17 protein-coding genes are annotated in these 17,868 nt (G+C 60.6%); 7 read left to right on the top strand and 10 right to left on the bottom strand.

Going from position 1 to position 17,868, the window contains the following annotated elements:
* The first annotated feature begins 105 nt into the window (after nucleotides 1-105).
* Nucleotides 106-807, top strand: a complete 702-nt coding sequence (locus CKW35_RS17865) for a FadR/GntR family transcriptional regulator (RefSeq protein ID WP_095116510.1) — start codon at nucleotides 106-108, stop codon at nucleotides 805-807.
* 79 nt (nucleotides 808-886) lie between these two features.
* On the opposite strand, the gene CKW35_RS17860 is transcribed toward CKW35_RS17865, so the two are convergent.
* The 4 genes from CKW35_RS17860 to CKW35_RS17845 form a co-directional block, all read right to left on the bottom strand.
* Nucleotides 887-1,897, bottom strand: coding sequence for an NAD(P)-dependent alcohol dehydrogenase (locus CKW35_RS17860; protein ID WP_016489314.1), 1,011 nt, complete (start codon nucleotides 1,895-1,897; stop codon nucleotides 887-889).
* 310 nt (nucleotides 1,898-2,207) lie between these two features.
* Complete coding sequence (locus CKW35_RS17855) at nucleotides 2,208-2,798, bottom strand: HAD family hydrolase (protein ID WP_016489315.1); 591 nt, start codon at nucleotides 2,796-2,798, stop codon at nucleotides 2,208-2,210.
* On the bottom strand, nucleotides 2,795-3,664 hold the full coding sequence (gene tesB, locus CKW35_RS17850; RefSeq protein WP_016489316.1) for an acyl-CoA thioesterase II: 870 nt from the start codon (nucleotides 3,662-3,664) through the stop codon (nucleotides 2,795-2,797). Before tesB ends, CKW35_RS17855 begins: the two co-directional genes overlap by 4 nt.
* 96 nt (nucleotides 3,665-3,760) lie before the next feature.
* Nucleotides 3,761-4,330, bottom strand: a complete 570-nt coding sequence (locus tag CKW35_RS17845) for a GNAT family N-acetyltransferase (RefSeq protein ID WP_023048884.1) — start codon at nucleotides 4,328-4,330, stop codon at nucleotides 3,761-3,763.
* Between the two features lie 179 nt (nucleotides 4,331-4,509).
* On the opposite strand from CKW35_RS17845, the gene CKW35_RS17840 reads away from it, so the two are divergent.
* The 3 genes from CKW35_RS17840 to CKW35_RS17830 all read left to right on the top strand — a co-directional run bounded on the left by CKW35_RS17840 (nucleotide 4,510) and on the right by CKW35_RS17830 (nucleotide 7,732).
* Entirely contained in the window at nucleotides 4,510-5,196 is a 687-nt protein-coding gene (locus CKW35_RS17840; RefSeq protein WP_016489318.1) for a histidine phosphatase family protein, read from the top strand.
* Nucleotides 5,197-5,427: 231 nt separating this feature from the next.
* On the top strand, nucleotides 5,428-6,342 hold the full coding sequence (locus CKW35_RS17835) for a histone deacetylase (RefSeq protein ID WP_095116507.1): 915 nt from the start codon (nucleotides 5,428-5,430) through the stop codon (nucleotides 6,340-6,342).
* A gap of 148 nt (nucleotides 6,343-6,490) precedes the next feature.
* Nucleotides 6,491-7,732, top strand: a complete 1,242-nt coding sequence (locus CKW35_RS17830; RefSeq protein ID WP_016489320.1) for a TIGR03862 family flavoprotein — start codon at nucleotides 6,491-6,493, stop codon at nucleotides 7,730-7,732.
* Between the two features lie 34 nt (nucleotides 7,733-7,766).
* Here the strand turns inward: CKW35_RS17830 and CKW35_RS17825 are convergent, their stop codons facing one another.
* The 5 genes from CKW35_RS17825 to CKW35_RS17805 form a co-directional block, all read right to left on the bottom strand.
* Complete coding sequence (locus tag CKW35_RS17825) at nucleotides 7,767-9,089, bottom strand: DEAD/DEAH box helicase (RefSeq protein ID WP_060518539.1); 1,323 nt, start codon at nucleotides 9,087-9,089, stop codon at nucleotides 7,767-7,769.
* 55 nt (nucleotides 9,090-9,144) lie between these two features.
* Nucleotides 9,145-10,065 carry a drug/metabolite exporter YedA gene (gene yedA, locus CKW35_RS17820; protein ID WP_023048887.1) on the bottom strand — a complete coding sequence of 307 codons (921 nt, stop codon included), beginning with the start codon at nucleotides 10,063-10,065 and terminating at the stop codon, nucleotides 9,145-9,147.
* Nucleotides 10,066-10,189: 124 nt separating this feature from the next.
* Entirely contained in the window at nucleotides 10,190-10,795 is a 606-nt protein-coding gene (locus CKW35_RS17815) for a PolC-type DNA polymerase III (protein ID WP_016489323.1), read from the bottom strand.
* Nucleotides 10,796-10,804: 9 nt separating this feature from the next.
* Nucleotides 10,805-11,284 (bottom strand): NYN domain-containing protein, encoded by a 480-nt coding sequence (locus CKW35_RS17810; protein ID WP_016489324.1) that lies wholly within the window; start codon nucleotides 11,282-11,284, stop codon nucleotides 10,805-10,807.
* 159 nt (nucleotides 11,285-11,443) lie between these two features.
* Complete coding sequence (locus CKW35_RS17805; RefSeq protein WP_070086613.1) at nucleotides 11,444-12,214, bottom strand: DUF2076 domain-containing protein; 771 nt, start codon at nucleotides 12,212-12,214, stop codon at nucleotides 11,444-11,446.
* A gap of 167 nt (nucleotides 12,215-12,381) precedes the next feature.
* Between CKW35_RS17805 and CKW35_RS17800 the strand changes: the two genes are divergently transcribed.
* The 3 genes from CKW35_RS17800 to CKW35_RS17790 all read left to right on the top strand — a co-directional run bounded on the left by CKW35_RS17800 (nucleotide 12,382) and on the right by CKW35_RS17790 (nucleotide 16,844).
* Complete coding sequence (locus CKW35_RS17800; RefSeq protein WP_023048888.1) at nucleotides 12,382-13,035, top strand: YciC family protein; 654 nt, start codon at nucleotides 12,382-12,384, stop codon at nucleotides 13,033-13,035.
* Nucleotides 13,036-13,568: 533 nt separating this feature from the next.
* On the top strand, nucleotides 13,569-14,363 hold the full coding sequence (locus tag CKW35_RS17795) for a Hachiman antiphage defense system protein HamA (RefSeq protein WP_028699932.1): 795 nt from the start codon (nucleotides 13,569-13,571) through the stop codon (nucleotides 14,361-14,363).
* Complete coding sequence (locus tag CKW35_RS17790) at nucleotides 14,364-16,844, top strand: DEAD/DEAH box helicase (RefSeq protein ID WP_028699933.1); 2,481 nt, start codon at nucleotides 14,364-14,366, stop codon at nucleotides 16,842-16,844. It abuts the gene before it with no gap.
* An 88-nt stretch (nucleotides 16,845-16,932) separates the two neighbouring features.
* Here CKW35_RS17790 and CKW35_RS17785 read toward each other — a convergent pair whose 3' ends face one another.
* Nucleotides 16,933-17,844 carry a CAAX amino protease gene (locus tag CKW35_RS17785; RefSeq protein ID WP_028699934.1) on the bottom strand — a complete coding sequence of 304 codons (912 nt, stop codon included), beginning with the start codon at nucleotides 17,842-17,844 and terminating at the stop codon, nucleotides 16,933-16,935.
* Nucleotides 17,845-17,868 lie beyond the last annotated feature (24 nt).

Here is a 17,868-nt window from a genome sequence, read left to right as displayed (position 1 = left end):
CAAAAACAGCGAAGCTAAACAGCAGTCTGAAGGCACAAAAAATCGGCAAAAAATAATTTGATGGTTTAACTTGTCGTACAAGTTAAGCGCGAAACGGATCACAGCATGGAACCCGAAAACGCCCGCAAGCACGGCCACAGCCGCGCCCATGACCTTGTCTCCAGCCTGACCCAACAGATTTTGCTGGGCACCTTCAAGCCGGGCGACAAGCTGCCTTCAGAGAACACGCTGGTGCGCGAGCACGGGGTCAGTCGCACGGTGGTGCGTGAGGCCTTGTCCAAGTTGCAGGCCTCCGGGCTGGTGGAGCCGCGCCACGGCATCGGTACCTTCGTGATGGCGCGCCAGGCCCAGGCCGGGCTGCGTATGGCAGCGGAAAGCGCGGCGAATGTGCGTGACCTGCTGGAACTGCGTATTGGCCTGGAAGGCCAGGCCGCCGCCCTGGCTGCGCTGCGCCGTGACGAGGGGCACCTGGTGCGCATGCGCCAGGCGCTGGATGACTATCAGGACCTGGCAGCCGCCGGCGACAGCTGTATCGAGGCCGACCGACGCTTCCACCTGCTGATTGCCGAGGCTACCGGCAACCTGTACTTCACCGAGATGCTGCTGCAATTGGGCAACAGCCTGATCCCGCGCAACCGCATAGCCCTGGCCGAACGCGGGGGGGCGAAGCTGGCGCGGCAGGCGTATCTGGCCAACCTGGAGCATGAGGCAATCCTCAATGCCATCCGCCGGCAAGACCCGGACGCAGCGAGGGCGGCGGTCTGCCTGCACCTGTCCAACAGCCGCGACCGTTTGCTGCCGGGCTAGGGGCCGCTGCGCAGCCCTTCGCGGGTGCGCCCGCTCACACAGGTCCCGCGTATGGGCAGGGCCTTTGGGAGTCCAGCCTTCACCAGGTCAGGCAGATCTTGCCGAAATGCCGGTTGCTTTCCTGGTAGCGGAACGCTTCGACGATCTGCTCCAGTTCGAAGTGCTTGTCCACCACCGGCCGCAGGCCGTTGGCATCGATCGCCCGCACCATCGCCTGCTGCTGGGCGCGGCTGCCCACCAGCACACCTTGCAGACGAATCTGCCGCACCAGCGCCTGCACCAGCGGCAGCTGACCGGCCACGCCGGTAAGGATGCCAATCAGCGACACATGCCCACCGATGCGCGCGGCAATCATCGACTGCTCCAGCGTCGCCGGGCCGCCCACTTCGATCACATGGTCGACACCGCGGTTGCCGGTGAGCGCGCGCACCTTCTCACCCCAAGCCGGGGTGCTCTTGTAATTGATCAGGTGGTCGGCGCCCAGGGCCTTCAGGCGCTCCAGCTTGGCGTCGCTGGACGACGTGGCGATCACGGTGGCGCCAGCCAGCTTGGCGAACTGCAGGGCGAAGATCGACACACCACCGGTGCCTTGCACCAGTACCGTGTCGCCAGGTTTGAGGTGGTCGTCGCTCATCAGCGCACGCCAGGCGGTGAGGCCTGCGGTGGTCAGGGTAGCCGCTTCAGCGTGGCTGAAGCCCTTGGGGGCCAGGGTGAACGCGGTGGCACGGGCAGTGACCTGCTCACGGGCATAACCATCGAGACCGTCGCCGGGTACCCTGCCAAAGCCTTCGACGTTGGCCTGGCCGTCGAGCCAGTCGGGGAAGAAGGTGCTGACCACATCGTCGCCCACCTGGAACTCGCTGACACCTTCGCCCACCGCAACCACTTCACCAGCGCCATCGGCCATGGGGATACGCCGCTCGCTCGGGCCCCACATGCCGCTGACCACGGCAAAGTCGTGATAGTTGAGGGAGCTGGCGTGCAGGCGCACGGTGATTTCGCCGGCCTTGGGGGCAGCGGCCTCGCTTGTGCCGACCTCGACCTTGTCGTAGCCGCCGCCGGGTTGTACGTAGATGGCCTTGCTGGTCATGGGTGGGTCTCCGTATCAGAGGAAAGAATGGGGTTCAGCATAGACAGGTTCGGCCCTTTCGCGGGCACGCCCGCTCCCACAGGGGCACCACAGCCCTGAGACTCGCGCAATACCTGTGGGAGCGGGCTTGCCCCGCGAAGCAGGCGACGCGATGGATGGCCCCGGCTGCGCCGGGGTTCGCGGGACAAGCCCGCTCCCACAAAGTCATTGCTAAATCAGTAAATCAGTTGGGCTGCGCTGTCGCGCAGGGAGCAAGTGCCATTGTGGGAGCGGGCATGCCCGCGAAGAGGCCCGCATTGCCAACACAAAATCAGCCCAGCATCACCTTCAGTGCCCGGCAATCGGCCGCATGCCAGTCCGCCAGCTCCGGCCATGGGTTATCCGGCAGGTTCACCAGCACCGTGCGCGCACCCGCTGCACGACCGCAGTCCAGGTCAAACCGGTAATCCCCCACCATCACCAGCTCGCTCGGCGCCACGCCCCAGGCACCGGCAATTTTCAGCAGCCCATCCGGGCTTGGCTTGGGCGCCGCTTCGTCACGCCCAAGAATGTGCTCCACCGGGAAGCAGTCTGCCAAGCCGATGGCCTCCAGCGTCACATGCGCCAGCTCGCGGGCATTGCGGGTCAGGATGCCCAGCCGGCACCCGCGCCCGGCCAACTCGCGCACCAGCTCCACCGCCCCGGTGGCCGCCGTGGAGGCTACCGCCAGGTCGCGTTCGTGCTCCAGCAACCAGGCATGCTTGGCCGCCGCTTCGTCTGCCGGCAACGCCGCCAGGTGGGTGAGGATGTCGTGCTCGGCGGGTATCTCCAACGCCACGCGAATGGCGTCGAAATCATGCACGGCCACGGTCAGGGTACCGTCCATGTCGAACACCCAGTGACGCACCTCGCCCAGGCTCATGCCCAGTCCTTGCGATGGCGAATCAGGCCTTCCTGGCTCGACGATGCCACCAGTTGCCCGGCCTGGTTGAAGATGCTGCCGCGGCAGAAACCGCGGGAGTTCCCGGCCCAGGGGCTGTCTGTTGCGTACAGCAGCCACTCATCGGCGCGCAGGTTGCCATGGAACCACAGCGAATGGTCGAGGCTGGCGATTTGCATGTCGCGCTGCCACACCGACTTGCCATGCGGCAGCAACGCCGTGGTCAGCAGGCCGAAGTCCGAGGCATAGGCCAGCAGGTACTTGTGCAGGGCGGGTACGTCGGGCAGGTTGCCGTCGGCGCGAAACCAGGCGTACTTCACCGGGTCGCCGGGCTTGGGGTTGAACGGGTCGCGCTCGGTGACCGGGCGGATCTCGATTGGCTTGGCGCACAGCACTTTGTCGCGAATACGCTCGGGCAACTGGTCGGCCATGGCGCGGGCCAGCTCCACCTCGGTGGGCAGGTTTTCCGGGCCGACCACGTCAGGCATTTGCGCCTGGTGCCCGAAACCTTCCTCGTCGTACTGGAACGACGCGCTGCAGGTGAAGATGGTCTGGCCCTTCTGGATCGCCGTCACCCGTCGGGTACTGAAGCTGCCGCCATCGCGCACGCGGTCCACCGAGTACACCACCGGCAGGCTGGCATCGCCCGGGCGCAGGAAGTAGCCATGCAACGAATGCACATGGCGGGCGTCCTCGACTGTCTGGCTGGCCGCCGACAACGATTGGCCCAGCACCTGCCCACCGTACAACTGACGGAAGCCCAGGTCCTGGCTGCGTCCACGGAACAGGTTCTCCTCGATGGATTCGAGGCTCAACAGGTCGACCAGGTCGTCCAACACATGACTCATTGGGGGTTCTCCTCGCAAGGCAACACGTCTCTACAGCGCTCGTTATGAAGGCAAATGATACAGGGTTTGTCATTCTTACCGGGCATGGCCGTGCATTCAGGCGCGCAGGGTGCGCTCCCAAAGCGCGCGGTCGATGCGGTACAGCACATGCGGGCGCAACGGGTGCCCCACGGGCAGGCGGGGGTGTTCGAAGCTGCCGTTCAGGTCCTGCTGCATGCCGATGGCCTGCATCACCTTCTGCGACGGCAAGTTGCTCTCGCTAGTGAACGACACCACCTCTTCCAGGCGCAATTGGGCGAAAGCACAACGCAGGCAGGTCCACGCCGCCTCGCTGGCAAAGCCCAGGCCCCAGTGGCGGCGTGCCAGGCGCCAGCCGATCTCCACCGCCGGGGCAAAAGGCGCGTCGAAGTTGACATTGAGCAACCCGGTCATGCCGATGAATGCGCCACTGTCCTTGCGCTCCAAGGCCCACAGGCCAAAGCCGTACTCATTGAAATGCCCGCGTACCCGGCCGATCAACGCTGCCGCCTCAACACGCGTCAGCGGCGCCGGAAAATAGCGCATCACCTGTGGGTCGGCGCACAGCGCGGCGAACTCGCGCAAGTCATCGTCATGCCATTGACGCAGCACCAGCCGTGCGCTTTCCAGTTCAAGAATGGGGGTCATCGTGCCTGCTCCGGTTTACCGCCTTGCAGTTTACAGCGTAGGCGCGGGCGCGGGGTTCACCCAGCCGGCAGCAGCCAAATGCAATTTTCACACGCCCTTCACCGGTCCCCGACAGGCCACTTGGCAGGATGCTGCCATCCACCTCCGCGCCAACCGCGGCACCGCCAACGGAGCAACACATGCTATCGAGCAACACCCTGGGACACCCTGCCATTCACGCCCGGCGCAAGCGGCGCCTGTCACGCAAAGCCCTCGGTGCCGCCCTTGGGCTTTGCATGGTCGTGGCGGCGGTGACCACCTGGCTGGCGACGAGGACGCATATCGTGGACCTTGGTAACGAGCAACAACTGAGTGACAGCGGCCTGCTGCAGGACTGGGCCGACGGCGCAGTGATCGTGATGATCCGCCACGCCGAACGCTGCGACAGCGCCCCCGGCCCCTGCCTGGGCGACCCCACCGGCATCACCGTGGCCGGCAGCCAGGCCGCCGGACGCGTTGGCCAAGGGTTGCACCAACTGGGCCTTGACAACGCCGATATGCTTAGCAGCCCGAAACTGCGCACCCGGCAAACCGCGCATTTCATCCTCGGCCAGGCGGTGGCCAGCGAGAACTGGCTGGAAGGCTGTGACAACCAGTTCGCCAGTGAAGCACTGTCACGCAAGCGCCCCGGCCACAACCTGGTGCTGGTGACCCACAATGGCTGCATCGACCATTTCGCCCGCCAGCAGAACGTTGCGGGTGGCGAGCGCGAGAGTGGCTATGCCAGTGCCCTGTTCGTGTCGGTGGATGGCAATGGCAAGGCACGCATCCTCGGGCGACTGAACGAACCCGACTGGCAACGCGTATTGGCCAGCACAGGAAAATAGCCCTCAAACGTAAACGCGATCCCTGTGGGAGCGGCCTTGTGTCGCGATTGGGCTGCGCAGCAGCCCCAGCAACTTGTGCATTTGCGCTGAATTTTTGGGGCTGCTGCGCAGCACAATCGCGACACAAGGCCGCTCCCACAAAAGGGCCAGTACCGGCGAAAAAAACAGGTACTCCCATTGCAGTCACCCGTCATGGCAAGATCAGCACTGGCCCTGATTGCGACCCCACCCATGCCGTTGCCGCTGATCTACCACGAAGACTACAGCCCGGAGTTCCCCGCCGAACACCGCTTCCCGATGGACAAGTTCCGCCTGCTGCATGACCACCTGGTGGACAGCGGGCTGACCACCGACCAGGCATTGCTGCGCCCGGACATCTGCCCCAACGACATCCTCGCCCTGGCCCACGACCGTGGCTATATCGAGCGTTACATGAACGGCGACCTGTCCCGCGAGGACCAGCGTCGCCTCGGCCTGCCCTGGAGCGAAGCCCTGGCCCGGCGCACGGTGCGGGCTGTGGGTGGCTCGCTGCTGACCGCCGAGATGGCGCTGCAACATGGCATCGCCTGCCACCTCGCCGGTGGCACCCACCATGCCCATTACGACCACCCCGCCGGCTTCTGCATCTTCAACGACCTGGCCGTGATCAGCCGCTACCTGCTGGAGGCTGGCCGGGTACACCGGGTACTGATCTTCGATTGCGATGTGCACCAGGGTGACGGCACCGCGCGCATCCTGCACGACACCCCCGAGGCCATCACCGTGTCGTTGCATTGCGAACAGAACTTCCCGGCCCGCAAGGCGCAGAGCGACTGGGACATTCCCCTGCCCCGTGGCATGGGCGATGCGGCCTACCTGAAGGTGGTGGACGACACCCTTAACTACCTGCTGCCGCTCTATCACCCCGACCTGGTGCTGTATGACGCCGGCGTCGATGTGCACAAGGACGACGCCCTTGGCTACCTGCAACTGACTGACGCCGGCCTGGCCGCCCGTGACGAAGCGGTGCTGCGCCATTGTCTGGGCCGTGACATCCCGGTGGTTGGCGTGATCGGCGGCGGCTACAGCAAGGACCGCGAAGCGTTGGCCAGGCGCCATGGCATCCTTCACCACAGCGCGGCACGCGTCATCGGTTGTTCACAGTGACTGTGGAACCGCTTGTGGATAACCTGCGGGAAAGGCGCTGTAGCCCTTTGTACGCAAGGCCTGCAGAACTATGATCATTTTTTGACCAGTGCTTCCATGGGCAGCGCTGCGCTAGAATGCGCATCTTTTCCACAGCCTGCTGCCCACCATGTCCGATCTGAACCCCGCCTCCCCTCCTCTCGCCGTCGTTATTGGTGGTGGCCCCGCCGGCCTGATGGCTGCCGAAGCACTGGCCCAGGCAGGCCTGGCGGTCGAGGTGTTCGACGCCATGCCTTCGGTGGGGCGCAAGTTCCTGCTGGCGGGTGTTGGCGGGATGAACATCACCCACTCCGAGCCGTACCCGGCGTTCGTTTCACGCTATGCCGGGCGCCAGGGCGAAGTCGAGGCGCTGCTGCGCGGCTTCGACGCCGAAGCCTTGCGCCAGTGGATTCACAGCCTGGGCATCGAAACCTTCGTCGGCACCTCGGGGCGGGTGTTCCCCACCGACATGAAAGCCGCCCCCCTGCTGCGCGCCTGGCTCAAGCGGCTGCGCGACTGCGGGGTAGTTATCCACACCCGCCACCGTTGGTTGGGCTGGAATGCCGACGGTGCCTTGCGGATCGCTTATCCACAGGGCGAGCGCGCGGTGCAGGCTGCAGTCGTGGTACTGGCGCTGGGTGGCGGCAGTTGGGCGCGATTGGGTTCGGATGGCGCCTGGCAGCCATTACTGGCTGAACGGGCTGTGGATATCTCGCCTTTGCAGCCCAGCAACTGCGGGTTTGAGGTGGATGGCTGGAGCGCATTGTTGAAGGAGAAATTCGCGGGCGCACCGCTGAAGAACATTGCCCTCAGCGTCCCCGGCAGCGCGCCGCGCAAAGGCGAGTTCATCCTCACCGCGCAGGGTGTTGAAGGCAGCCTGGTGTATGCCTGGTCGGCACCGGTGCGCGAAGCCATCAACCGCGAAGGCCGAGGGGTACTGCTGCTCGACCTGCTGCCAGACAAGCCTGTGGACAAAATTGCCCAGGCACTGGCCAAGCCACGCGGTTCGCGCTCCATGGCCAAGCATCTGCACAGCCAGCTGGGCATTGATGGCGTCAAGGCGGCGCTGCTGCGCGAGCTGACCGATCAGGCGACCTTTGCCGACCCATTGGCGCTGGCCCAGGCGATCAAGGCCTTGCCGATCACATTGGTGCGTACGCGGCCACTGGATGAAGCAATCAGCAGTGCCGGCGGGGTACGCTTCGAGGGGCTGGATGAGGGGTTGATGGTCAAAAGCATGCCGGGGGTGTTCTGTGCCGGCGAGATGCTGGACTGGGAGGCGCCGACCGGGGGGTACCTGCTGACGGCTTGCTTTGCCAGCGGGTTGCGTGCCGGGCGGGCGGCGGCGGAGTGGGTTACGCGGGTTTCCTGACAAATTTTGGGGCCGCAAAGCGGCCCCATCAATCTCAAGGCTTACGCTTACGCGGCCCACCATTGAAGCTCGGCACCTTGCGCACCGCCTTCACTGCCGGCTCCGGCTCCCCACTGTCCATCCAACGCCCCAGCCCGCGCTTGGCGCTGTTCTCTTTCGGCTTTTTGGGTTTCTTCGGCTTCTTGATCACCTGGCCACTGGCGTCGGTCATCGGCACCCGGTGATCAGGGATGAAATCCGGTTCTTCATGGCGTGGCAGGGTCTGCCGGGTAAGCACTTCGATAGCCCCCAGCAACTGCACTTCATCCGCGCACACCAGCGAAATCGCCTCGCCCTTGTTACCCGCCCGCCCGGTACGCCCGATGCGGTGCACGTAATCCTCGGCGACGATCGGCAGGTCGAGGTTGACCACCAGCGGCAGGTCGTCGATATCCAGGCCACGGGCCGCCACGTCGGTCGCCACCAGTACCTGAATCTCGCGGGCCTTGAAGCTGTCCAGCGCCCGCTGGCGGGTGGCCTGCGGGCGGTCACCGTGGATGCCGTCGGCGTTTACGCCTTCGGCCAGCAAGCGCGACACCAACTGGTCGACACCGTTACGGGTCTTGGCAAACACCAGCACCTGGCTCCAGCGCTGTTTGCGCAGCAGGTGACAGAACAGGTCTTCCTTGCGCTTTTTGTCCACAGGCACCAGCCACTGTTTGACGCTGGTTGCAGTGGCGTTGCGCGGGCTCACTTCGATACTGAGCGGGTCATTCAACGCCAGCCCCGCCAGTACGCGAATCTGGTCAGAGAACGTGGCAGAAAACAACAGCGTCTGGCGCTTGCGCGGCAGCGCGGCGTACACCGATTGCAGTTCTTCGGCAAAGCCCAGGTCGAGCATGCGGTCAGCTTCGTCCAGCACCAGCGTCTGCACCTGGTTGAACTTCACCGCATTCTGCCGGAACAGGTCGAGCAAGCGGCCCGGGGTGGCCACCAACAGGTCGACGCCACGGCGCAGGCGCATCATCTGGGGGTTGATGCTGACGCCGCCGTACACCGCGTAAGTGCTCAGGGGCAGGTTCTCGGCATACTCGCGCACGTTGTTGTGCACCTGCTCGGCCAGCTCACGGGTAGGCACCAGCACCAGCGCGCGGATCGAGTTGCTGGCCACCTTCTCGCCCTCCAGTGCCAGGCGCTGCAGCACGGGCAGGGCAAAGCCTGCGGTCTTGCCGGTGCCGGTCTGGGCCGCGGCCATCAGGTCGCGGCCGGCCAGCACGGCGGGGATGGCCTTGGCCTGCACCGGGGTCGGGGTGGTGTAGTCCAGCTGCTGCAGCGTGCGCAGCAGGGGTTCGATCAGGCCGAGTTTGGCGAAATTCATGGCAATACCGTCAGGGGGTTCAGCGAAGGCGGCAAGTTTACCGCATCACCCCGGCCTACTTGCAGATTTCGCCTTCCAACGGCTGCGCAGGCGCAGGTGCCTTGCGCCACTGTGGCAGGCCGATCAGCACCACCGCACCGATAATCACCGCCATGGCCACGCACTCCTCGGCGCCAATCTGTTCGCCGGCAAAGACAATGCCCAGCAGCACGGCAACCGCCGGGTTAACGTAGGCATAGCTGGTGGCCGCCGCCGGGCGTACGTGCTTGAGCAGGTACATGTAGGCACTGAACGCCAGGATCGAGCCGAAGAACACCAGGTAGGCCAACGCCCCCCAGCCGGCCGCAGTCGGCATCTGCGTCATACGCTCGCCAGACAGCACGCTGCCCAGCAACAGCGCCGCGCCACCCACCAGCATTTCTGCAGCGCTGGCCATCGGCCCTTGGGGCAACGGCAAGGTCTTGCTCCACACCGAACCGAACGCCCACGACGCCGCCGCGAAAACAATCAGCGCCGCACCCATCGGGCTTGCCTGCAGGTTGGAGCCCAGGTTCAGCAGGCCGATACCTACCAGCCCCAGGGCGATCCCAGCCCACTCCAATCTCGAGTTGCGGTGCCCGAACAACAGGCCGAACAGCAAGGTGAACAAGGGAACTGTGGCCACTGCCAGCGCCGCCACGCCCGATGCCACCCCTGCATGCTCGGCCACGGTCACGCCGCCGTTGCCACAGCTAAGCAGCAGAAAACCGATTGCCCCTGCCGCCCGCCACTGCGCCCAGGTCGGCGCCGGCGCACCACGCCAGCGCAGAAAACCGTACAGCAGACCACCCGCAATCAGGAAGCGCACCCCGGCCATGAGCATCGGCGGCCAGCTCTCCACACCAATGCGAATGAACAGGTAGGTAGAGCCCCAGACCAGGTACAAGGCCAGGAAAGCACCGATGAGCAACAACGGGAAGCGACGGGAGGCAGGCATGGGAAAACTCGAAATCCGTTTACGGGTCATTCAGTCTAACGGCCTGCCTGGGTCAAGGTACGTTACAGAACGGGCGCAAATGAGCGGCACAATTGTGGTGCGTCCGGTTTAGGGGCAGTGTTGCCTAACGGTATTTGGCCAGCGCTTCGCGCATTTTCGCAGCCGGGGTCTTCTGCAGACGGCAAAGCAGGTCGTGCGAGAGTTGCTGTACACCATGGGCCTGGCGCAATTCGCCTACCAAATGTTGCAGCAGGTTGGCGGCCATCTCGGCATCGGCCATGGCCCTGTGCGCGGTACCGGTATCCGGTAGGCCGGCCCAGCGGGTCAAAGTGCCCAGCTTGTGGTTCGGTGCCATCGGCAGCAGGCGCCGGGACAGCAGCAGGGAGCAGGCGAAAGACTGGCTACGGCTACGGCCAATGCGGCTCAGCTCGTAGTCCCAGAACTTCTGGTCGAAGGCAGCGTTGTGCGCCAGCAACGGGGTGACCCCGACGAACTCGGCGACTTCGTTCATTACCTTGTCCACCGGCGGCGCGCTGCGCAGCATGGCGGTGGTAATGCCAGTCAGCCCGGCGACGAAGGCTGGCACCGGCACACCGGCGTTCATCAGGCTCTGGTAGCGCTCGACAATGCGCCCGCCCTCCAGCATCACCACCGCCACTTCGGTAGCGCGGCAGCCAGCGCCAGGGCTGATGCCGGTAGTTTCAAAGTCGATTACAGCAATACGTTCCATCAAAGGGCCTCAATGTTTGAGCAATAGCTTACCCTCGATGGGCACATAGCGGGTGGCCGCACGGATCAACGACAAGGCGGTTAGCCCAGGCACGCCATACACCACGGCCTCTGTACCGTGGCGCTGGATCACCCGTTCCAGCAACAGGTCGAAGTCACCATCGCCAGAGGCCAGCACCACCTGGTCGACCCGGCTGGCCGCGTCGATCACATCCAGGGTAATACCCACATCCCAGTCCCCTTTGGCCGAACCATCGCTGCGCTGGATGAAGGGTTTGAGGCGGACATCGAAACCAAGGTTGCGCAAAATCTGCTGGAACTGCTGTTGCTTGCTGTCGCCACGGTCGATGGCATACGCCACCGCTTCGACAATCTGGCCTTCACGGCTGACGTCAGCCCACAACGCGGTGTAGTTGAAATGGCAGCCGTGCGCCTGGCGCACGGTGTAGTAGAGGTTCTGCACATCGGCGAACAGCGCGATCTTTTTCACCTGGGAACCTCATGTCTGGCCTGGGATACCGGGGGCTGCTGCGCAGCCCTTCGCGGGCACGCCCGCTCCCACAGGTGTCGTACATGTCACTGTGGGAGCGGGCGTGCCCGCGAAGGGGCGCCAAGCGCCCCCAGAATTGCCAGCAGTATGCCAGACCTGTCAGACGTACGAGTCGTCGTCCGAGAAGAACTCGCCATCGTCACTGCCGTAATCGGTGTCGGCATAACCGCCCTGGTCGCTGCCCCAACCACCGTTGTCAGCCACCTGCTGCTGCCCGCCCTGGTCGTTCCAGCCGCCGCTGTCACTGGCCGGTGCTGGCTCTTCCTTGATCACCTCGACCACCTCTTCCGGCTGCGAGTTATGGTTGAACAGGCTGCTGATGCCCTGCGCCAGCAACACACCACCGGCCACACCGGCTGCGGTCTGCATGGCCCCACCGAGGAAGCTGCTGGCACCGCTGCGCGCCGGCGCAGCGCCAAAGCCAGGCTGCTGCGGCTGAGGTTGAGGCTGAGGCTGGGAGAAACCTGGGGCCGACGGCTCGCGCCAGCCACCGCCGGATGCTGCAGGCGGCGCCGAAGGGCGCTGAGGCTGCACAGCCGGGGCCGCACTGCGCCCGCCCGAGCCAAAGATGCTGGACAAGAAGCCACCGCCGCCGTTGCCTGGTGCGCTGTTACCGGCTTGTGCGGCCTCGGCCTGGGCGCGGGCCTGCTTCAGCTCGGCCTCCAGTTGCTTGTTCTGCTCGTCGAGGCGTTTGATTGCCGCCTCCTGCACCAGAATTGCCTGTGCCATGTAGTAAGGCGCCGCCGGCTGCTGACGCAGGTGTTGCTCGATGCACGCCTGGGCCTGCGCGTCACGCGGCTGGTTCGGGTCTTCGGCTTGCTTGATGCGGCCGAACAGGCCGTCGATCAGGGTTTGTTCTTCAGTGTTCATGGGGCGACCTCGTGGGGTAGCGTGACAACGGACAGCGTCAAAGATGGGGTGTAGCGGCACAGGATTCAATCACCGGCGCCGTGAAACTTTTTTCAGCAAGTGACAGCCCCCCGCCTGCTTTGGGCTAAAGTTATGCCCCTGTTTTTACTGCCATGCGATGTTGACTGATGAATCCGCTGAGCGTTCTGCGCGACTCCCTGTACTTCTTCCGCCGCCACCTGCCGAACATTCTCCAGCTGTGCCTGCCGTTGGTGGTGCTGGAAGCCTTGCTCACCCAGCTGCTGTACCGGCAGATGGGCGACCAGGCATCGCCGGCCTACGGCATGCTGGTCAGCCTGCTGTTCTACCCGCTGTACAGTGCGGCACTGATTCTTTACCTGCACACCCGCAGCAACGGCCAGGACATCGGCAAGCGCGACCTGTTCGCCCGCGCCTTGCAACTATGGCCACAACTGGCCCTGCTGATCCTGATCAGCTCGCTGCTGATCATGGCCGGCCTTGCGCTGTTCATCTTCCCGGGCGTGTGGATCATGATCAACCTGGTGTTCGCCGAGTACCTGCTGGTGCTGCGCGGCCTGCCGGTGGTGCAGTCGATGCGCGAAAGCGCCCGCATGACTACCGGGCACTTCATGCGCATCATGATCTGCGTGCTGGCAGTGCTGGCACCGATCTGGCTGATCGACGGGCTGCTGCTGATGGCGTTCCCCGAGCCATCGCCCGGCATGGAGCTGGCCATGGACAGCCTCAGCGGCTTCCTGCAGCTGTTCAGCACTGTGGTGCTGTACCGCCTGTTCATGCTGCTGGAAGGTGAAGCCGACTGACCACCGGCCCGGCTACGGTCACGTCCCCCTGGGCTTGGCCCGTGCTGTAGCCTCGGCCACCAGCGGGTCGTCCGGCCAGTAATGGCCAGCATCGCAACTGCGATGCATAGATTGACACGCTCAAACCAGCAGAAAACCTGGGTTTCTCCCGCATACCCATTGACGGTGATTGACTGTCAATGGATTCGCCCTGGATTGACGCTTCTGCAGGTATTTTGAGGACATATTGACAGCCAAAATGTGCGCAGACTGCATCCAGCTCCACAACGATTGACACCCCGCGCCCCTCACCCTAAAACGGTAATCCACGCTAAGTTTGGGAGCGGGAAAATCTCGGGGTGTGAAAGACACCTCTCGCTATACTTCCTACTAAATGGCACAGTGCCTCCATGGCATTGATTGCCGTGAATTGCCTCTCTGATCGCGAGCGCAGACGCTCACCGGGGAGCTGATTCTTCTGCCAGATCCTCGAGTCCTGTCGCCTACGGCGATGGGGAAAGCAAAGGCTGCGGCCCCTTTGGAAAGATCGTGTTATGGATGGCGTAATTTTCAAGCAAACCGGTCAGTACGCAGTGTGCTGTGTTGAAAACTTTTCTGATGAGCTAAAGACCACGATACGAGACAACCTAACGCGTATCTGCCATGGCGCCGATCTCGCCAGCCGCAGCTCAATCATGTTCAAGTATGCAGCCACCCTCAAATCATTCTGGGATCGCTATTCGACTAAAGAAGATAAGACGCGAATTGGTATGCTTGGAGAACTCCTGGCACACGTGATCATTCTTAAAAAGCTCGATAGCTTCGATGTCATTTCCCCGCTCTTCAACATGGAAGAAAAACACATCAGGAAAGGCTTTGACCTCGTCCTGTACGAATCCGCTTCGAATGAAGTGTGGATCACCGAGGTAAAGTCGGGCGGAGCAGGCACAAGAACCTCTTGCGCAGCTACTAGCGCATTGCTGGCCAAGGCTCGAGATGACTTAAAGGGCCGACTTGCCGAGGCCGAGACGAACCATTGGCACAACGCGATCAATGCCGCCCAGAAATCAATCAATGAAAGTAAAGGCTACAAAGAATCAGTTCTTGAGATTCTAGGTCTAGAGGGTGACAACGCCTACCTGAACACTGCTGTTGCCTCAGACAACAATGTCGTTCTGGTATCTGCGCTATTCAACGATGCGACGCGAAAAGTAGAAGAGAAGACAGTCGAACATTTCACAAACAAGCTGATAGCCAACCCGATATTCAAAACCGTTCTAGTGCTATCGCTTCAGAAAGGAACGCTTCAGAAGCTAGAAGACTTCCTTCGCACAGAGGCAGGATGCTAAATGCAAGAGCTCACCATCAAGGAGTTAGCAAAAACCCGTTTCAAAGACATTTACATGAACCTTCTGCGCGGTCATGAAATGTCCGATGGGGAAACTGTAAAACTTCTCGCTATCGCTGTATTACTACTTAATCACAGCGCGGCAGAAATTAAGCGCCTAGGTTATCGAATCACCCTGCTTTATGGAAACCTTACTGGCCGATACGAGCCTCTTTACGACGTAGCCGTGAACAGCGGGCTTCTCCCAGTTTCTGCCGTTATCGGAAAGTCGTTTGAGCAAGATGAACGGCTGAGCAACTCTTTTATCCAGAACATCGTAAGTAGCTACGTAGATACCTTCCGCGATCAAGAGATGGTGCTTACAGAGCAGCAGGACACCTTGAGAACTTTCGTACAAGCTGAGTATGAAAATTCATCAGTTGTAGTAGCTCCGACCTCTTACGGCAAATCAGAGCTGATCATTAAGTCCGTTAGAGACAACCCTGAAAAACGTGTACTCATTCTTGTACCCTCAAAAGCCTTACTGGCTCAGACAAAAAAGCGGTTGATTTATGCTGACATCAACGACATGGGCAAAGTCATCACGCACCCCGAGATGTATTCTCCTGAGCGAAACTGCCGCGTTTTTGTACTGACTCAAGAACGACTGAATCGCATGCTTAACGAGCATAGTTATTTAAAATTCGACATGGTGTTCGTGGACGAGGCGCACAACCTCCTCCAGGGCGATAGCCGCAACGAACTATTGGCCACGATGCTATGTATTTTGGGAGCTCGCAACCCCGACACTTCCTTCAAGTTTCTAACTCCATTCCTTTGCAATGAGCTTAATGTTCGTGTTCGCTACTTGGACATGACACCGAAGGGATTCAGGATTGATGAGTATATAAAATCCGAGCGTTTCCTTGTTAGGGACTTCAGAACCGGAAAGGATGATGGAAAGCTTAAGCTCTATGATCATTTCCTTAACCACTGGATTGACTTAGATCGCAAGCACAAGAACTGCTTTGACCTTATTAAAAATGAATCCCTTGCCAAGAACATTATCTACGGAAACACGAAAAAACGGATCGAGCAATTTGCGCTCGAACTAGCCGAGAGCTTGCCAAACATTGAATGCCCACTGGTTCAAACAGCTTGCGACGAACTCGAGGAAACGTTCGACAAGCGCTATCGGCTCATCGCTTGCCTACGAAAGGGTGTGATGTACCATCACGGTTCAATCCCAGATACCATCCGTCTTTATCTTGAAAATCTGTTCAATAAGTCCAAGGCGATGAAATACCTGGTATGCAACTCAACGTTGCTTGAAGGAGTAAATTTACCAATCGAGCGACTGTTTATATTTGACTACTCCAAAGGAATAGGAAACCTGACGTCATCACAGTTCAAAAATTTGATTGGTCGGGTAAACAGATTTAGTGAGGTATTTGACCCCAAGGCGGGTTCTGCGCTGCAAAAGCTTGAATCCAGCATTTACCTTTTGGGTGTTGATGAATACACCCACAAGAGAGCGAACCTCAAGACGTTCTACGAAAATTCCGTAAACGTCTCGAAAGAAGACGAAGACACGGTCAACAATGTTCTCCTCGAAGCAGCTGACATAAGTGATGACAAGGCCGCCCTACGCCACAAGGACGCGGTATCAAGGCTTGAAAACCTTCAGCCAGGCGTTGTCACTGGCGAAGAATGCAAATATGTAAAGACAGAGGTTGGCCGCTTAATGATCGCCAACAGCGTCAGCGAAATCGACGTATTTGCCTCAGAAGAAGACGTGGACGAAGCCATTAGCCTATCACTCGAGGCGAATGGGCCAATCAATACCGCCGACCGGCTCTTAACCGACATCAAGACTTGCTTCATCGAAAAGTTTCATGCAGGAACAAAAAATAGCGACATGCTGCGCCTAAAAAATCAGGCAGCGTTGGACTTTTACGCAATGTTCCTGGATTGGAAACTAAAAAAACGCACTACAAAACAAATCATCAGACACACGTTAAAATACTGGGAAGATCTCCCCCAAACGAAAGGCACTGACTATGTATACGTGTCCAGCTGGGGCGACACCAAGTACAAAAATAGCCATAGTGCTCACTATGTAAGAATTTCACGAAAGAACGACGTAGAACGAGTCAATCTCGCAATCGTAAGGCTCAAAGACGAAGACGACTTTTTTGACAACAAAATCTTCAGATTCCTTGAGATCCTCAATGGAGTGGGCGCCGTAGAGCCTAGCTTCTACAAGCGAGTGAAGTACGGTACCGACGATGAATCAAAAATCAAATTGATTCGCGAGGGGTATAGTCGCGGATTATCCGAACTGTTGCTTGATCGATACCCTCGGTATGTGCGCATGAATGCGAATGGTGAGATCGAGGTCAGCTCCCATGTAATCGGGCTGATGAGACGGAACGAAGAAAGTGACCTGCTGATCTTTGAAGCCCAGCTGAACTTGAAACCTGTGCCAGAGCAGTCGGCGTAGCTCCACAGAGAGCTGAAGGATGATGCCCGCTGGCCTGGTTGATACCGGGAGGGCGGGCAGGACTCGGAGGCGGCCAGCAGAACACCTATCAGTCAGCCTGAAGGGTATAGACCGCCTTCCGCTTTCCATATAACGCGATTTTCATAACCTCATTTCCAGCGCTTGCAGCCTCTGCAACCTTGATGAGCTTGACCATGCTGTTGACCGTGCTCGTCTTGGACTGGTACTTGAACCGTTCGATTTCGGCCACGGAGCAGGCACGGTAGGCCGTTCGGATCACCCCGGATCTCTCTAGAAGGTCGATCTTTTCGGGCGAAATCCATGAGATCAGCTCAGTGATTTTGCTGATTTTCTCGTGCAGGTGGGCCACTGCTTGGTGTTCATCATTGACGTTGAAGCGCTTCCAAGCGGGTTCGTGGTGGAACACTCGATTTCGGAACTTCCGTACCGGCGCAACCTGATCCTTGCACCCGGCCAGCATGGCGCTCGCCTGACTCGTTGGCCACTGGCCCTTGAAAACCCGCCCAAGATTCTTCGGCCAGATAAGGTTGTTACCCATATATTCGTTGTCCAGAACGAATTCCCACGTGGAAAATTCCGTTTTGGATACGACCTCTTGGTGGTCTGGCTGCCCACTGACCTGCCGGCTTTTGCGCTCGTACCAGGCGGTGTTGAAGGCTGACCCGAAATTTTTAGTCAGTTTCGCGACCGCATCGGGCACCTGGCCTCCGGGAGTAAAGCTCTTGTACTTAAGCGTCTTTGCCTTCCACCAAAATTTCCCAAGATCAGCCGTCAGGGCGGTGTCAATCGAGTTCCGTAACGTGACCTCCGCCGCGCTGAGCAGGGGGTAGAGAACCCCACAAACGTGCGAGTTCCACAGGTAGGCCCCCACTAGCTCAGCGTCATTGCTGGTCGAAAATACCTTGCTGTAACTGGCGATTCGGTGAGAGCTGATGAGGTGGTCGATCAGCTGGGGTCTATACTGGATGGTGTGAGGCATGCTCGGCTTCCTACTGGCCAGGTG

Source organism: Pseudomonas sp. Irchel 3F3 (assembly GCF_900187545.1).
Taxonomy (GTDB): Bacteria; Pseudomonadota; Gammaproteobacteria; order Pseudomonadales; family Pseudomonadaceae; genus Aquipseudomonas; species Aquipseudomonas fortuita.
The sequence above is the reverse complement of the archived record's forward strand: the minus strand, read 5'-3'. Positions and strand labels throughout refer to the sequence as shown.

Bases quoted from the DNA above. Each gene is read 5' to 3' on its own strand.
- CKW35_RS17865 (WP_095116510.1), top strand. From the start codon at position 106: ATGGAACCCGAAAACGCCCGCAAGCACGGCCACAGCCGCGCCCATGAC.
- CKW35_RS17860 (WP_016489314.1), bottom strand. From the start codon at position 1,897: ATGACCAGCAAGGCCATCTACGTACAACCCGGCGGCGGCTACGACAAG.
- CKW35_RS17855 (WP_016489315.1), bottom strand. From the start codon at position 2,798: ATGAGCCTGGGCGAGGTGCGTCACTGGGTGTTCGACATGGACGGTACC.
- tesB (WP_016489316.1), bottom strand. From the start codon at position 3,664: ATGAGTCATGTGTTGGACGACCTGGTCGACCTGTTGAGCCTCGAATCC.
- CKW35_RS17845 (WP_023048884.1), bottom strand. From the start codon at position 4,330: ATGACCCCCATTCTTGAACTGGAAAGCGCACGGCTGGTGCTGCGTCAA.
- CKW35_RS17840 (WP_016489318.1), top strand. From the start codon at position 4,510: ATGCTATCGAGCAACACCCTGGGACACCCTGCCATTCACGCCCGGCGC.
- CKW35_RS17835 (WP_095116507.1), top strand. From the start codon at position 5,428: ATGCCGTTGCCGCTGATCTACCACGAAGACTACAGCCCGGAGTTCCCC.
- CKW35_RS17830 (WP_016489320.1), top strand. From the start codon at position 6,491: ATGTCCGATCTGAACCCCGCCTCCCCTCCTCTCGCCGTCGTTATTGGT.
- CKW35_RS17825 (WP_060518539.1), bottom strand. From the start codon at position 9,089: ATGAATTTCGCCAAACTCGGCCTGATCGAACCCCTGCTGCGCACGCTG.
- yedA (WP_023048887.1), bottom strand. From the start codon at position 10,065: ATGCCTGCCTCCCGTCGCTTCCCGTTGTTGCTCATCGGTGCTTTCCTG.
- CKW35_RS17815 (WP_016489323.1), bottom strand. From the start codon at position 10,795: ATGGAACGTATTGCTGTAATCGACTTTGAAACTACCGGCATCAGCCCT.
- CKW35_RS17805 (WP_070086613.1), bottom strand. From the start codon at position 12,214: ATGAACACTGAAGAACAAACCCTGATCGACGGCCTGTTCGGCCGCATC.
- CKW35_RS17800 (WP_023048888.1), top strand. From the start codon at position 12,382: ATGAATCCGCTGAGCGTTCTGCGCGACTCCCTGTACTTCTTCCGCCGC.
- CKW35_RS17795 (WP_028699932.1), top strand. From the start codon at position 13,569: ATGGATGGCGTAATTTTCAAGCAAACCGGTCAGTACGCAGTGTGCTGT.
- CKW35_RS17790 (WP_028699933.1), top strand. From the start codon at position 14,364: ATGCAAGAGCTCACCATCAAGGAGTTAGCAAAAACCCGTTTCAAAGAC.
- CKW35_RS17785 (WP_028699934.1), bottom strand. From the start codon at position 17,844: ATGCCTCACACCATCCAGTATAGACCCCAGCTGATCGACCACCTCATC.